Source organism: Thermoactinospora rubra, from assembly GCF_002093975.1.
GTDB lineage: Bacteria > Actinomycetota > Actinomycetes > Streptosporangiales > Streptosporangiaceae > Nonomuraea > Nonomuraea rubra_A.
Window position 1 is genome coordinate 1 of record NZ_MSZZ01000079.1, and the last position, 15,074, is coordinate 15,074.

Genomic DNA, 15,074 nt, shown 5'->3' on the forward strand with positions numbered 1-15,074 from the left:
AAGGGGGGGCTGCCCGGCAGGGGCGGCCCCCTTTTTTTTGTGTTAGGGGGGCTACCCGGAGGGGGCGGCCCCCTTTTTTTTCTGTGTGAGAGGGGCTACCCAGACCGGGCGGCCCTCTCGTCGTTTTCGAGGGTTTTGAGACGGATTTCGAGACGGTGGGGAGGGGCCACCCGGTGGGCTGGTTCCTTTCTTTGTGTTATGGGGGGTTGCCCGGATTATCCGGGTGGCCCCTTTTTTGTTGTGTGCGGGCCTTGCCCAGCGGAGGGAAAGGGGTCCGCCGGGTGGGCGGTGGCCTCTCGGAATGTCTGGGCTTTCGTCATGTCGGGGCCTGTTGCCGTGTTCGGATTCCTGTGCATTGGCGGACGGGCGGGGGTTGCCTGGACGGGCTGGCCCTTTCTGCGTTGAGGGGGCGGCTCGGTTGGTGTGGGTGGCCTTTCCTACGCGCCCAAGCGCTACCGCCGGCGGGAAGGGCCGTGCTCCTCGGTTGCGTCATAGGACCAGAACCTCGGCGTCCATGGCATGCCGTACGCCCTGCCGGACTCCCTCCGGACAGTCCTCCTCCATGGGATGGCGTGCCTTCCGGGCGAAGCCTGACCCATGGGCGCCTTGCTCTTCGGTCGGCCCATGCCCGTGGCCCTTCTCGGTGTCCGGCCCATCCGCGGAGCGGACCCCATCGGAGCCGTCCACGCCTCCCCGCAACCGACGACTCCTCCAAGGGAACCGGGCAGAAGTGCAGGCGCAGCACTGTCCGATACCGTTACGCTGGGTGACCAATGATGTGCCGATTCGTGGTACCCCCACCACCCGCCACCATGTCAGGCATTGCCTGCGGATGACACGCCAGGCAGCCCTGTCCCCGATTCCTTCCACTGTGTCGGTGCGGCGGTCTCCGGGATGTGGGTGGTCACCGCGTTACTCTGGCAGGGAGCTGGGAAGGGGGAGCTGGATATCCAGTCGAAACCGGGACGCTAGCCGTACAAAATGGATTTAACGCTGGGCGTGTCGCATGGCGAACTTTCGATCGTCGGTTACCGTCAAAAGGTGTAGGGGCGTGCCAATTACGGTGGGTTCCTGAAGGAAAGGACAAGCCGATGGGGGCAGTGCGCAAGGTGGCGAGCTACCTTGGCCTGGGTATCGACCAAGACGACCGCTATTACGACGACGAAGAGTACGACGAGGATGAGTACATGTCGGCGTCGGAGAGGGCGGCGAAGCGGTGGAGGGGCGCCGTGGAGCCGTCACGGATCGTGATGCTCCAGCCGACGAAGTACAACGACGCGCCGTTGATCGGCCAGCACTTCCGCGAGGGCCAGACGGTCATCATGGACGTGACGGGCATGCCGATGCCGGAGGCCACCAGGATGGTGGACTTCGCGGCCGGTCTCGCCTATGGGTGCGACGGCACGATCGAGCGGATCGCCGACAGGGTGTTCCTGCTCGCGCCGGCGCATGTGGAGGTCGAAGCCACCTAAGCCGCCCGAGGGCCGCGCCGTACCAGCCGCGCGACCTCGGCGGCGTCCTCCGCCGCCTGCATGGCGCGCGCCTCGGCCTCACGGGCGTAGGCGTGGAGTGCCCACACCGCGCCCTCGGCCAGCTCGCGCAGCTCGCCGAGTTGCGCCTCAAGGTACCGCGCGGCGGATTCCGCAGCCTTCTGCCGCCGCCACAGGAGCCAGCCCCCCAACCCCCCGCACAGCAGCGCCGGTATCGCCAGCCAGCCCGTCACGACGGTCGCGACCAAGCACGCGACCGCCGTGGCGAGCAGCAGCCAGGCCGGCCACGGAGCCGAGCGGTCCGCGGACGCCTCCAGCGCGATCGCCCGTTCGGCCGCTTCCAGGCAGTTCGCGTCCGGTCCCTCGGGACGCAGCCTGATCTGATGGCCCAGCATCGGCACGTCAATAGACTCGGGCGGATCCGTCCGGGTGGCCTCGGCCAGATCGTTGGCGACCTGCTTCAGCGCGGGCGCCGCCACGTGCAGGGCGACGATGGCCAGATGAGGGTCCGCCCCCGGCCGCAGGTCGTCGAGCAGGTGGCTGACCAGCGAGGCCATCGGCCCGGCGGGGCCCGACAGCCCGATCAGCGAGCGCAGCACCGCCAGGGGCTCGTCCTCGGCCCAGGCCGACGCGGGCGCCCCGCCGCCGTTGGTGAGCGGCGCCGCGACCTCTTCTCTCATCGACGTGATCTCGACGCAGCGTTCGAGCAGCCTGGACAGCCTCGCCCCCGCCTGGGCGGGACGGGCGAGCTCGGGGAGCTGAGCCAGCTCCGGATAGTCGGCCAGCGACGGCGGGATCACGATGCCCGGCTCTCCCGGCACGAGCGCCCGCACCCAGTCCGCCGGATCGGCCGCCCGGTGGACGGCCAGCGCGTCGAGCCTGCGCAGCACGAAGATCTTGCCGGCCGGGCCGTACGCGCCGCGGGCGGCGGCCAGCCACAGCGCCCGCTGGCCGTGGGTGACCGGGCGGTCGAGCGAGAGCTCGCCGAACGCGGTGGCGAGCCAGGAAGCGTGGATGCGCGTGCCGTGCCCGGCGACGGCCAGCGCGAGGCAGAGGAAGAGGGCCGTGGCCTGCTGGTCGCGCTGGGCGGCACGGGACAGCGGCTCCAGCGGGTCCTCCTCGGCGAGGATCGCGACGAGGGCCTCCAGGGCGGGCGGCAACCACGAGTTCGGATCGTCGGGAAAGCCCGCCTCCGACGGCGGCGCGCAACCGCTGGCGGCCAGGTGCGCCAGCAGCGCTTCCGCATGACGCTGCACTTCCGAGACGCGGTGGGGGCCAGCCGTCGTGTTCGTGCTCAATGCGCAAACTCCCCCTCGGTTCATGAGCACGTAAAAGCCTAACGACAGGGCGCGCCAACCCGGGGAAGGCGCGCCCGAGATCCGTCGTCAGGCTCTACATGCGCTCGGGAACCGGGACGCCGAGGAGGTCGAGGCCGGTTTCCAGGACACGGAGGGTGAGGGCGCACAGGGCGAGGCGCGACTGCCTGACCTCGCCCTCGGCCCTGAGCACCGGGCACTCCTCGTAGAAGGTGCTGAAGAGGCTGGCGATCTCGAACAGGTAGGCGCACAGCCGGTGCGGCTCGCACAGCTCGCCGACCTGGCGGACCACCGACTCGAAGCCCAGCAGGCGGAGCGCCAGCGCGCGCTCGGCCGGGTGGTCCGGCCGGATGGGGCCGGTCGCGGACGAGGGGTCGGCCTCGGCCTTGCGGAAGATGGACCGGATGCGGGCCGTGGCGTACTGCATGTAAGGGCCCGTGTTGCCGTTGAAGGCGATCATCCGGTCGAAGTCGAAGACGTACTCGCTGTCGTGGCTGACCGACAGGTCGGCGTACTTCACCGCGCCGATGCCGACGGCGTGGGCGATCTCCCGGCGCGTGGCCTCGTCGTAGCCGCGGTCGGCGATGGCCGCCGAGGCCCGCTCGACCGCCTCGTCGAGTAGGTCCGACAGCTTGACCGACTCCCCGGAGCGGGTCTTGAAGCGCTTGCCGTCCTTGCCCAGCACCATGCCGATCTGCACGTGCTCGAAGCTCACGGTGTCGGGCAGCCACCCGGCCTGCCTGGCCGCCGCGAAGACCATGCGGAAGTGCAGCGCCTGGTCGCCGCCGACGACATAGAGCGCCCTGTCGGCCTTGAGGTCGTCGACCCGGTGGCGGACCGCGGCCAGGTCGGTGGTGGCGTAGCCGTACCCGCCGTCGCTCTTCCTGACGATCAGCGGCAGCGGCCTGTCGTCGGCGCCGGTGAAGCCGGGCGGGAACACGCACAGCGCGCCGTCGCTGACGACGGCGAGGCCCGCGGCCTCCAGGTCGTCGCAGACCTGCTGCAGCATGGGGTTGTACATGCTCTCGCCCGCGATGTCGTCGTGGGTGAGCGTGACGCCGAGCACGCCGTAGATCTTCTCGAAGTAGCGGATCGTGGCGTCCATGAAGACGTGCCACAGGCGCAGCGTCTCGGGGTCGCCGGACTGCAGCGTGGTGACGCGGCTGCGGGACCGGACGCGGAAGGACTCGTCGGCGTCGAACTTCGCGCGGGCGGCCTGGTAGAACTCGGTGCCCTGGCCGGCCTCCAGCTGCGCGACCGCGGCCTCCTCGCCGATGTCGAGCAGGTGCTCGATCAGCATGCCGAACGGCGTGCCCCAGTCGCCGATGTGGTTCTGCCGGATCACGGTGTGGCCGAGGTGCTCCAGCGTGCGGGCCAGCGAGTCGCCGACGACGGTCGAGCGCAGGTGGCCGACGTGCATCTCCTTGGCCGCGTTGGGCGCGGAGTAGTCGACCACGACGCGCTGGGGCGGGGTGGCCTGGGCGACGCCGAGCCGCGCGTCGGCGAGCATGCCCGACGCCTCCGTGGCGATCCAGGAGTCGTCGAGGGTGATGTTGAGGAAGCCGGGGCCGCTGACCTCGACCGTGCCGGGGAAGTCGCCGAGCTGGCCGGCGATCTCCTGGGCGACCTCCCGCGGGGCGCGTCGCAGTCGCTTGGCCAGGCTCATCGCGACGTTCGCCTGGAAGTCGGCGAACTGGGAGGGCCGGATCAGCGGGTCTGCGTCGGCGTACTCGGGACCGAACGCGGACGCCAGCGCCTGGCTGACGCGCTCGGTGAGCACAATCTGCGGGTCGGTCATGGCCTAAGCCTACCGACGAGCTGGACCGCGACCGTGAGGATTACCGCCGCCCCGGCGGCCACGCCGATCGCGATGAGGTCGTTGCCGAGGTCGCCCGGCTCCAGCGCGAAGAACTCCCGCACGAACGAGATGGACAGCGACAGGCCGAACAGCGCCGCCATGGCCGCCACCAGGCCGGTCCGCCACCAGGTCAGCGGCCGGGCGATCAGCACCAGCACCCACCACGTGGCCAGGAACAGCGTGATGACCGCCGCCGTCTGGCTCTGCCGCAGCGTGGATCCGGACTGGGCCAGCATGAACGTCGCCATCACGGCGACGCCGGTGATCACTCCGGCTGGTACGGCGAAGCGCAGCACCCGCGGCACGAAGCCCGGCCTGGACCGCTCGAAGGTCGGCGCCAGCGCGAGGAAGAACGCCGGGATGCCGATGACCAGGGCGTTGACCAGCGTGGAGTGGCGCGGCGCGAACGGGAAGGCCAGCCCGATCACCCCGACCAGCAGCGACATGACCATGGCGTAGAAGGTCTTGGTGAGGAACAGGTTGGCGACCCGCTCGATGTTGGCCAGCACCCGGCGGCCCTCGGCGACCACGTGCGGCAGCGTGGAGAAGGCGTTGTCCAGCAGCACCACCTGGGCGACGGCCTTGGTGGCGGGGCTGCCCGCGCCCATCGCGATGCCGAGGTCGGCGTCCTTGAGCGCGAGCACGTCGTTGACGCCGTCGCCGGTCATCGCGACCGTGTGCCCGCGCGCCTGGAGCGCGCCGACGAACGCGCGCTTCTGCTGCGGCGTGACCCGCCCGAAGACGGTGTAGTCCTCCAGCACCTCGGCCAGCTTGTCGGGGTCGTCGGGCAGTGTCCTGGCGTCGACGGCCTTCTCGCCGCCGGGGATGCCGACCTTCGTGGCGATCGCCGACACCGCCTCGGGGTTGTCGCCCGAGATGACCTTGACGGACACGCCCTGCCTGGCGAAGTACTCCATCGTCTCGTGCGCGTCGGGCCGCAGCCGCTGCTTGAGCGTGACCAGCGCGACCGCCTCGCGCGGGCCGTCCTCCAGGCCTTCCGCGCGGCACAGCGCCAGCACCCTGGCGCCGGTCGCGGCCATGGCCTGGGCTCGCGCGTAGCCGGGGGCGTCCGGGTCGAGGAGCACGTCGGGCGCGCCGAGCAGCCAGGAGCCGTGCCCGTCGAAGTCGGCGCCGCTCCACTTGCGCGCGGAGGAGAACGGGACGGTGTGCCGCGCCCGCCAGCCGTCGGGCATGCCGGGATACCGCTCGCGGATGGCCTGGGCGGTGGGGTTCGGGTGAGGGTCGACGTTGGCGAGGGCGGCCAGCGCCTCGCGCACCGGGCGGTCCTCGCGCAGCGGGATCACCTCGTCGAGGTCCATGCCGCCCTGCGTGAGCGTGCCGGTCTTGTCCACGCACAGCACGCTCACCCGGGCGAGCCCCTCGATGGCGGGCAGCTCCTGGACCAGGCACCGGCGGCGGCCCAGCCGTACCACGCCCACGGCGAAGGCGATCGACGTCATCAGCACCAGGCCTTCCGGGATCATGGTGACGATCCCGGCGACCGCGCCGGTGACGGCGGTGGCGAAGTCGGTGTCGTTGCGCAGCTGGCTCCAGGTCAGCAGCGCGCCGAGCGGGACGACGATCCAGGTGATGTACTTGATGAACCTGGCGACCCCGTCGCGCAGGTCGGAGTGCGCCAGGTGGAACCTGCTCGCCTCCTCGGCCAGCCGTACGGCGTAGGCGTCGGTGCCGACGCGCGTGGCGACGAACGCGCCGGAGCCGGCCACCACGAAGCTGCCGGACAGCACCTCGTCGCCCGGCTTCTTGTGGACGGGGTCGGACTCGCCGGTCAGCAGCGACTCGTCGATCTCCAGGCCCTCGGAGGCGACCACCTCGCCGTCGACCAGCAGCCGGTCGCCCGGACCGAGTAAGACCAGGTCGCCCTGGACCAGGCGGCGCGGCTCGATCTCCCGCTCGACGCCGTCCCTGCGGACCCGCACGGGCGCCTCGTTGACCACGGCGAGCTGGTCGAGAGTGCGCTTGGCGCGCCACTCCTGCACGATGCCGATGGCCGAGTTCGCCACGATCACCAGGCCGAACATGCTGTCGCGCCAGTCGCCGAAGACCAGGATGAGCACCCACAGGACGCCGATCACCAGATTGAAGAACGTGAAGACGTTCGCCCTGATGATGGCGCTGAAGGACCTGCTGGACCGGCGCGGCACGTCGTTGCGCTTGGCGACGGCGACTTGCGCGGATGTGAGACCGTTCAAACCCTGATACCCCCGTTACGGTGCTCACCATAGCCTGTGCGACTTATGGGCCACCCGTTCGCCGATCCTCGCGACGATCCCTCCCTTCGACAGGTCGGCGGCCAGCCGGCAGGCCGCCGTGATGCCCTTGGCTCGTGAGGAGCCGTGGGCGATGACCACCGTCCCGCTCAGGCCCAGCAGGACGGCCCCGCCGTACGCCTCGGCGTCGAGACGCTGCTGGAGCTCGCGCAGGCGGCCCTTCTGCAGCAGCGCGCCGAGCCTGGCCATCGCGCTGGTGTTGATGGTCTCGCGCAGCTCGCCGAAGGCGTAGCGGACGGCGCCCTCCATGGTCTTGAGCGCGACGTTGCCGGTGAAGCCGTCGGTGACGACGACGTCGGCCACGCCGGTGAGCAGGTCGTATCCCTCCACGTTGCCCACGAAGCCGCCCACGCCGCCGAGCAGCTCGTGGGCCCGTTTGACGACCTTGTTGCCTTTCTCCGCCTCGGTGCCGATGGTGAGCAGGGCGACGCGCGGCTTGTCGATGCCGAACGCGGTCTGCGCGTAGGCCGCCCCGAGGTGGGCGAACTGCACCAGCATCTCGGGCTTGACCTCGGCGTTGGCGCCGGCGTCGAGGAGGATCGTGGGTTTGGGCAGCGTGGGGAGGGCGACGGCGATGGCGGGGCGCATCACGCCCGGGAGGCTCTTCAGGCGCAGGCGGCACGTGGCCACGATGCCCGCGGTCGAGCCCGCGGAGACCACGGCCGCCGCCTCGCCCCGCCGTACCAGATGGCAGGCGATCGCGATGCTCGACCGGGGGCGGCGGAGGCTGGCCAGGGCGCCCTCGTTCATGGCCAGGGCCTCCTCGGCGCGCACGATGGGGATCTCCTTGGCCGCGTCGTGGTCGGCCAGCGCCTCGTAGAGCACGCGCGGCGGACCGACGAGCACGACGCGCAGGCCGTGCTCGCGGACGGCGTGGACGGCTCCCGCGACGATCTCGTGCGGTGCGTGGTCGCCGCCCATCGCATCCAAGGCGATCATTTCGGGCACAGTCGAATGCTATGGGACGCGCCGCGTCCCGCTTCGGCCTGCCGGGACGGCTGTGGACAACCGGTCCGGTCGCTTGCCGCCCTGTGGACGGAGCCGGACGGTCAGGCGAGGTTCCAGTCGGAGACGCCGCGCGACACGATCACCTTGGAGAACATCGCGCGTCCCGTCACGCGGATGACCGGGCCGTCGCCTCCCGAGCCGCCGGAGACGTTGCGCTTGCCGATCAGCGTGGTGCCCTCGTCGATCACGGTGCAGTCGTCGGGCACCCGGATGATGAGCTTGCTGAACGCCGCGTCCGCCTCGACGGTGATCTCCCGGCCGGGCAGGACGGCCTCGCTGAGATCGACGATGAGCGCGCCGAAGCGGGCGGCGAGCCGGGTGTGGCGGGAGGCGGTCCACCGGCCCTTCCTGATGGTCTTGCCGAGCACGGCGTTGACCGTCTGGCGTTCGACCTCCTGGGGCGCGGTCGTCGCGGTGACGTCGGGGAGGTCCTTGGTCAGGGGGGCGAGCTCGCCGAGGGTCTTGGCCGAGTAGACGGCGTCCAGCCGGTCGGCGTGCTCGATGCTGGTGAGCCGCCCGGTGGCGAGTGCCTCGCCGAGCACCGCGGCCACGCGGTCGCGGTCGGCGTCCGAAGCGCGCAGATCATCCGACATGCCATCACTGTAGCCAAATTCGCGATATGTCGCGAGGGCTGAAGTCTCACTGGCAACTTGCGTCCCCATGGAACCAGAACAGGTCTCTGTTGCGTCCGTGTAAGGACCCCAGACGCGCGATAGGGTCCAAAGGTTTACACCAAGTCGGACAAAAAAGAGGGGAAAGGCCTAGTGATCGTAAACCAGGTGGGAGCCCGGCGATTCAAGGCGTACACCTCGAAGCACCTCGACGAGTTGCTGCAGCGTGCGGGGCTCGACGAGGAGGAGCGCCTGCGGGTGCGCGCGGTCGCGACCGTGCTGCCCTTCAGGACCAACGCCTACGTCGTGGAGGAACTCATCGACTGGTCGTCGGCGCCCGACGACCCGATCTACCGTCTCGTCTTCCCGCAGGCGGACATGCTGCCCGCGGCCGACGTCACACGCCTCGCCGAGCTGCTGCGCACTGGTGCCCCGAACGACGAGATCCAGCGCCTCGCCGCCGCCGTACGGCTGCGGCTCAACCCGCATCCCGCCGGACAGATGGACCTCAACGTGCCCCGCATCGGGCGAGAACCCATGCGCGGCATGCAGCACAAATATCCAGAAACAGTCCTGTTCTTCCCCAAACAGGGGCAAACCTGCCATGCCTACTGCACGTACTGCTTCCGCTGGGCGCAGTTCGTGGGCGACGCCGACCTCAAGTTCGCCTCCGACGACGTCGCGCAGCTGGTGGCGTACGTCAAGGAGCACCCCGAGATCACCAGCGTGCTGCTGACCGGCGGCGACCCGATGATCATGGGCGAGCCGGTGCTGCGCCGCTACATCGAGCCCCTCCTGGAGCTGGAGCAGCTCGAGTCCATCAGGATCGGCACCAAGTCGCTGGCCTACTGGCCCCAGCGCTTCACCACCGACCCCGACGCCGACGACACGCTGCGCCTGTTCGAGCAGGCGGTGGCCGCGGGCAAGAACCTGGCGTTCATGGCGCACTTCTCCCACCTGCGCGAGCTGGAGTCCGATCTCGTGGCCACCGCGGTCCGGCGCATCCTCGACACCGGCGCCGTCATCAGGACCCAGGCGCCGCTCATCAGGTCCATCAACGACGACCCCGAGGTCTGGTCGGCCATGTGGCGGCGGCAGCTCGGCATGGGCATGGTGCCGTACTACATGTTCGTCGAGCGCGACACCGGGCCGCAGGACTACTTCGCCGTCCCGCTGGCGCGTGCGTACGAGGTGTTCCGCGACGCCTACGCCTCGGTGTCGGGGCTCTGCCGTACCGTGAGGGGCCCGTCCATGTCGGCCACGCCCGGGAAGGTGTGCGTCGACGGGGTGGCGGAGCTGGCCGGGCAGAAGGTGTTCGTCCTCCACATGATCCAGGCGCGGGACCCCTCGCTCGTGGGCCGGCCGTTCTTCGCCCGCTATGACCCGCAGGCGACTTGGCTGTCCGACCTGCGGCCCGCCTTCGCCGACAGATTCCCGTTCGAGCAAGCACCACAGGAGACCCGGCTTTCGGCCTGAGGCGTCAAGCCGGATTCTCGGCAGCGGAAAATCTGCGCCCCCGGCCCGTGACGGATGTTTTTCCTTGCCATCCGCGCGGGCCGTGGGGGCGCGCCTTCCCGGCCCGGGAGACGTCGGCGGAATATCCGGAATACCCGCCGCTGATTTCCCCATTTATGCCACCGGTACGGCGGGCCGACCAGGGCCTGTGGACGGCCGGGAACGCCGTCCACAGCGGGCTTTTCCATCCGGGCGGGCCGTTCGCGGTGGTGATACAAATGCGTTCTGTAGCTCGGCCGGTACGGCGCGCTTGGTGTGGTGCCCACGGCGTGCGGTCCGGCTTCGGGGGGATTCGATTCGCGGCCTGGAAAAGCCAGACGTGACTCGATCACGAGCCGGGAAAGGCAAATGATGAATCGTGTAATTCGGACGGCAGCAGTGGCCGTCACGACGTTCGGGCTGGCGGCCGCGGTGGCCGCGCCCGCGCTGGCGTTCGGCCAGCCGCCGCTACCCGCCCTGCCCACCATCATGACGGGCAACCCGGTCGCCGACCTGCTCGGTCACCTGACGGGGCAGACCGCCGAGGACCGCATCGCGAAGCTCGACTCGCCGGAGAGCATCGGCGAGGCCGTGAGGGGCGCGACCGGCGCCGAGGCCGTGGACGGCGTGGCCGACGGCGAGGTCGTGAGCGACGTGGCCGAGAGCGGGGCCATGAGCGGCATGACCTACGGCGACGCCGAGTCCCTCTCCGGCCCGCAGGCCGTCGCCGGCGCCCTCGCCCGTGACCCCGAGCCCGTGGCCAAGCGCCTGCCGCTGCTCAACGGCATGGACCCGGTCCAGGCCCTGCGGCAGCGGCACAGCAGCCGGCCCACGGAGGGCTTCGACGACCTGCTGGCCGCCCTCCTGGGCGTCTCGCCCGCCAAGGCCACCCCCGGCGTCCCCGAGCTCGAGCCGGGCGCCGACGTCACCGATGTCACCGACGTCACCGACAGTGCCCGCCTCGCGGGTGTCTCCGACCCTGCCCGCCTCGCGGACGTGCCCACCGGGGCCGCCACCGATGGTCTCGCAAAGGGCATCGGCGGGCTCATCGCGCCGGAGACCGTCGACGGGCTGACCGGCCTCGCCAAGCGCGTGACCCCGAAGGGCAAGCTCGACACCCTCGGCCACATCGGCCGTCCGCTCGGTCCCGTGGACACCTCGCGGGTGACCGGCCCGGCGTCCGCCGTCGTGGCGACGTCCGTCGACGAGATCGCCCCGCTCGTCGAGGCCGCCTCGCCGAACCTCCAGGAGCACAGCGCTCGGGGGCTCGACGTCGCGAAGGAGCTGACGGGGTCGCTGTCGGGGAGCGATGCGGCTCCGAAGAACGAGGCGGCTCCGAAGAACGAGGCGGCTCCGAAGAACGAGGCGGCTCCGAAGAACGAGGCGGCTCCGAAGAACGAGGCGGCTCCGAAGAACGAGACGGCTCCGAAGAGCGAGGCGGCCCCCAAGAATGTGACGGCCCCGAAGGACGTGGCGGTCCGCTGACGGCTTGTCCTGGGCGCGTGACGGCCGGGGCGCGGCCGATGCGCCGGGGATGACGCCATGGGCCGACGTGCTGCACGGCGTGGTGACCGTCGAGCGTGGGGCTCTGGCCGGTGGGCTGGTGTGCACAGGGCTCTGGCTGGGCGCGCCGCTGATGGCCTGGTGTAGCTGTGGGTGCTTGTGGCGGGGGCTGTGGTGAGACCGGAGTCGCTCGCGTGGTGGCGTTTGTGGTGCCCGCTCGGTCTCCCGCTTGGGGAGCGGGCATCGCAGCCCGCCTCCCTGCCCTGACGGCCTGGCGTGGCGGAGGCCGCTCGCGTGGCGTGGTCGTGGTACGGCCCTGCCTCGCTGGTCTGGCAGTGGACCCGGTACGGCGGGCGCCACTCATGCGGCGGTTCCGGTACGCGGCAGACATCACTCTCGTGGCGGTGGTCCTGACACGGTCGGGAGCGTTTGCGTGGCGGTGGTCCTGGTAGGTCGGCGATCGCTGGTCGCGCGGCTGATGCGAGGAGGTGCGCGTCGGAGGCGGTGCGCGGCTCGGTGCGGCTCATAGGCCACAGTGGCGCCGACAGGCACGCCTGAAGTGCCGGGAGGCTTCCTGGGCCTGTGGCGCTTGCCCGTCGTTTGCCCATGATGGGTGCACCTCGCGAAGCCCCTATGGTGCCGTGGATCCGCGGCCCTTGGTGCAGGCGAGCCCTTGGGAAGGATCCGCACCCGGCCGAGGATCAGCACCCTCGGCCAAAGATCCACACCCCAGCCAAGGATCTACACCCCCTGGCCAACGACCCAGCACCCCCGGACAAGGACCCCACACCCACAACGTCACGACATGCGAAGAGGCGCCGTCTCGCGGAGCGGCGCCTCTTCGCATGCGGATGTGGTGCGCCCAGGTCAGGGAAGGCGAACGCCGGTGCGGCGCGCGATCTGGGCTTGGAGTCTGGCCATCTGCCAGTGCAGCTCGATGAGTTGCTCGGCGAGTTGAACCCTGGGAATCTCGGACACGTCCTCGATGGCCAGGTGGTCGATCGCGGCTGCTAGCTCACGCATCGCGCGCCCCCACTCCATCATGTGTTCCTCAGATCGAATTAACGTTCGAATCATAGCGGAACACAGATCGCCCTGTCAGGCATTCGCCACTCAGGACCCCGTCGTTTCGTAGACGGGCGCGATGTAGCCTCTGGCCAGCGTGTTCGCCGTGATGTTGAAGCCCACGACGGCGGCCGGGGTGTCGGGGCCCAGGCCCAGGGAATCGACGCCGAGCGCGTGGACCGCGAACAGGTAGCGGTGCGGGTAGCCGGGGGGCGGGGCGGCTCCGCCGTACCCGAGGATGCCGAAGTCGTTGCGCGAGGTCACCCCGAACTTGGGCTCGGCCGTGCCGAAGCCGGTGGGCAGCTCGGTGACGTCGGCCGGGAGGTCGAACAGCAGCCAGTGCCAGAACCCGCTGCCGGTGGGCGCGTCGGGGTCGTAGCAGGTGACCGCGTAGCCGCGGGTGCCCTCGGGCGCGCCGGACCAGCGCAGGTGGGGCGAGAGGTTCTGGCCCTTCATGCCCCAGTCGTTGAAGACGTGGGCCTCGGGGAGCCGCTCGCCGTCGCGGACGTCGTCGCTCTCGACGGTCAGGGCCGGGACGGGCGGCAGGAAGTCGTACGGAATCGGTGGCCGTGCGGACACGATTCACCTCCGGATGGGTGCGTGTGCGTGATGCCTACGCACCCATCTTTACCACCTGGGCGATCAGCTGCCCTTGTGGTAGGCGGCCATGACCTCCGCCGGGTCGCCGTCCATCTTGATCTTGCCCTTGTGCAGCCAGATGACCCGGTTGCAGGTCTCCTCGATGACCTTGTGGTCGTGCGAGACGAGGAAGACCGTTCCGGCGGACTCGCGGATCTCCTTGATGCGCTGCTGGCTCTTCTTCCTGAACTCGCGGTCGCCGGTGGCCAGGGCCTCGTCGATGAGGAGGACGTCGTGGGTCTTGGCCGAGGAGATGGCGAAGCGCAGCCGGGCGCCCATGCCCGAGGAGTAGGTGGACATCGGCAGCTTGACGAAGTCCTCGATGCCGGAGAAGTCGACGATCTCCTGGTACTTCTGGCGGACCTCGGCGGGGGTCATGCCCATGGCGTAGCAGCCGAGGATGATGTTGCGCTCGCCGGTGAGGTCGCGCATGAGGGCGGCGTTGACGCCGAGCAGGGAGGGCTGGCCGTCGGTGTAGACGGCGCCCTTGGCCGGCGGGAGCAGCCCGGCGATGGCCCGCATCAGCGTGGACTTGCCGGAGCCGTTGCGTCCCACGATGCCGATGGCGTCGCCGTGGTAGGCCACGAAGGAGACGCCCTTGATGGCGTGGACCTCCTTCATCTCGGGGCGTCCCTGGCGCTTGAGCAGGCGGACGAGGGCGTGGACGGCGTTGCCCTTCTCGTGGTCGGTGGGCTTGGCGTAGACGCGGTAGACGATGTGGAGGTCGTCCACGATGACGGTCGGGGTGCCCGTGGGGGCGTCCGAAGGCCTCATGGCCATGGGCTCCTCGGCCTTCACCTGCGCCAGCTCCTTGATCGTCTCAGCCACGGCCGTACTTCTCCTCGGCGTGCCAGAAGAACCAGAAGCCGAAGAGCAGTGCGAACACCGCCCAGAATACGCATACCTGCCAGATCCATGGCCGGGGCTCGTGGTGCTGGATCAAGATGTCGCGCATGAACTCGATGTAGGCGGCGGCCGGGTTGGCGTACATGAGGTCGGCGACCCACTGGGGCAGGTGGGCGCCGCCGCCTCCAGGCTCGCCGACGATCTTGTACTGGATGGAGAAGAACACCCCGGAGGCGTACAGCCAGGTGCGCATGATGAACGGCAGGAGCTGGTTCATGTCCCGCAGCGAGGTGCCGACGCGCGCCATGACGAGGCTCGCGCCCACGTTGAACATGGTCTGCAGCACCAGCACCACCGGGATGAGCAGCCACATGATCGTGGGCGGCTCGCTCCAGACGATGATCGCCAGCAGTACGGACATCGAGATGACGAGCTGCTGGAGCTCCTGGATGGTGTACGCCAGGGGCAACGCGGCCCGGGGGAAGTGCAGGGCGCGTATCAGCGACAGGTTGCCCGAGATCGACTTGGCGCCCGCGGTGACCGACCGCTGGGTGTAGGTGAAGACGAACATCCCGACCAGGAGGAACGCGGCGTAGTTGGGGATGTCCTTGCTGCCGCCCAGGATGACGCCGAACATGACGAAGTAGATCGCCGCGTTGAGCAGTGGAGTGATGACCTGCCAGAGCTGGCCGAGGGCGGAGTGGGCGTACTTCGAGACGTTGCGTGAGGTGGCGTACGTCAGGATGAAGTGCCGTCGCTCCCACAGCTGGCGTATGTAGACGGGGAACCTCGGCCGCGCGATCGCACGGCGAAGCCCGTATCTCTCGGCGAGCTTGGCCAGCGACTCCCCGCTGCGGCCGCCCGCCAACGCGGATTCCGGCTGGCTCATGGAATGGACTCTATTGGATCCGGATCGATGGGATGCCTGGCGCGAGGCTTCCGCCCGCGAACTG

General features: G+C 69.9%; 12 protein-coding genes. 3 read left to right on the plus strand and 9 right to left on the minus strand.

What is annotated here, in order from left to right; translation table 11 throughout:
* Positions 1-1,091 precede the first annotated feature (1,091 nt).
* Positions 1,092-1,472, plus strand: a complete 381-nt coding sequence (locus BSB02_RS36985) for a cell division protein SepF (protein WP_084965668.1) — start codon at positions 1,092-1,094, stop codon at positions 1,470-1,472.
* On the opposite strand, the gene BSB02_RS36990 is transcribed toward BSB02_RS36985, so the two are convergent.
* The 5 genes from BSB02_RS36990 to BSB02_RS37010 form a co-directional block, all read right to left on the minus strand.
* On the minus strand, positions 1,469-2,746 hold the full coding sequence (locus tag BSB02_RS36990; protein WP_084965669.1) for a hypothetical protein: 1,278 nt from the start codon (positions 2,744-2,746) through the stop codon (positions 1,469-1,471). The genes BSB02_RS36985 and BSB02_RS36990 overlap by 4 nt on opposite strands.
* Before the next feature lie 136 nt (positions 2,747-2,882).
* Entirely contained in the window at positions 2,883-4,604 is a 1,722-nt protein-coding gene (argS, locus tag BSB02_RS36995; protein ID WP_084965670.1) for an arginine--tRNA ligase, read from the minus strand.
* Positions 4,601-6,877, minus strand: coding sequence for an HAD-IC family P-type ATPase (locus BSB02_RS37000; protein WP_084965671.1), 2,277 nt, complete (start codon positions 6,875-6,877; stop codon positions 4,601-4,603). Before BSB02_RS37000 ends, argS begins: the two co-directional genes overlap by 4 nt.
* A 24-nt stretch (positions 6,878-6,901) precedes the next feature.
* Positions 6,902-7,894 carry a phosphate acyltransferase PlsX gene (gene plsX / locus BSB02_RS37005; RefSeq protein WP_240507000.1) on the minus strand — a complete coding sequence of 331 codons (993 nt, stop codon included), beginning with the start codon at positions 7,892-7,894 and terminating at the stop codon, positions 6,902-6,904.
* 110 nt (positions 7,895-8,004) lie between these two features.
* Entirely contained in the window at positions 8,005-8,556 is a 552-nt protein-coding gene (locus BSB02_RS37010; protein WP_084965673.1) for a DUF1707 SHOCT-like domain-containing protein, read from the minus strand.
* Positions 8,557-8,742: 186 nt separating this feature from the next.
* On the opposite strand from BSB02_RS37010, the gene BSB02_RS37015 reads away from it, so the two are divergent.
* Together BSB02_RS37015 and BSB02_RS41770 are read left to right on the plus strand one after the other, a co-directional pair.
* Entirely contained in the window at positions 8,743-10,050 is a 1,308-nt protein-coding gene (locus BSB02_RS37015; RefSeq protein ID WP_420855910.1) for a KamA family radical SAM protein, read from the plus strand.
* 417 nt (positions 10,051-10,467) lie between these two features.
* Complete coding sequence (locus tag BSB02_RS41770; RefSeq protein WP_206185095.1) at positions 10,468-11,553, plus strand: hypothetical protein; 1,086 nt, start codon at positions 10,468-10,470, stop codon at positions 11,551-11,553.
* Positions 11,554-12,438: 885 nt separating this feature from the next.
* On the opposite strand, the gene BSB02_RS40940 is transcribed toward BSB02_RS41770, so the two are convergent.
* From BSB02_RS40940 to BSB02_RS37040, 4 genes are all read right to left on the minus strand, one after another.
* Positions 12,439-12,594 (minus strand): hypothetical protein, encoded by a 156-nt coding sequence (locus BSB02_RS40940; protein WP_169729475.1) that lies wholly within the window; start codon positions 12,592-12,594, stop codon positions 12,439-12,441.
* 90 nt (positions 12,595-12,684) lie between these two features.
* Positions 12,685-13,215 carry a YbhB/YbcL family Raf kinase inhibitor-like protein gene (locus BSB02_RS37030; protein ID WP_084965676.1) on the minus strand — a complete coding sequence of 177 codons (531 nt, stop codon included), beginning with the start codon at positions 13,213-13,215 and terminating at the stop codon, positions 12,685-12,687.
* A gap of 63 nt (positions 13,216-13,278) precedes the next feature.
* Positions 13,279-14,103, minus strand: a complete 825-nt coding sequence (locus BSB02_RS37035) for an ABC transporter ATP-binding protein (RefSeq protein ID WP_420855911.1) — start codon at positions 14,101-14,103, stop codon at positions 13,279-13,281.
* A complete protein-coding gene (locus tag BSB02_RS37040) occupies positions 14,096-15,010 on the minus strand; it encodes an ABC transporter permease (RefSeq protein WP_084965677.1) in 915 nt (304 codons plus the stop codon). Before BSB02_RS37040 ends, BSB02_RS37035 begins: the two co-directional genes overlap by 8 nt.
* Positions 15,011-15,074 lie beyond the last annotated feature (64 nt).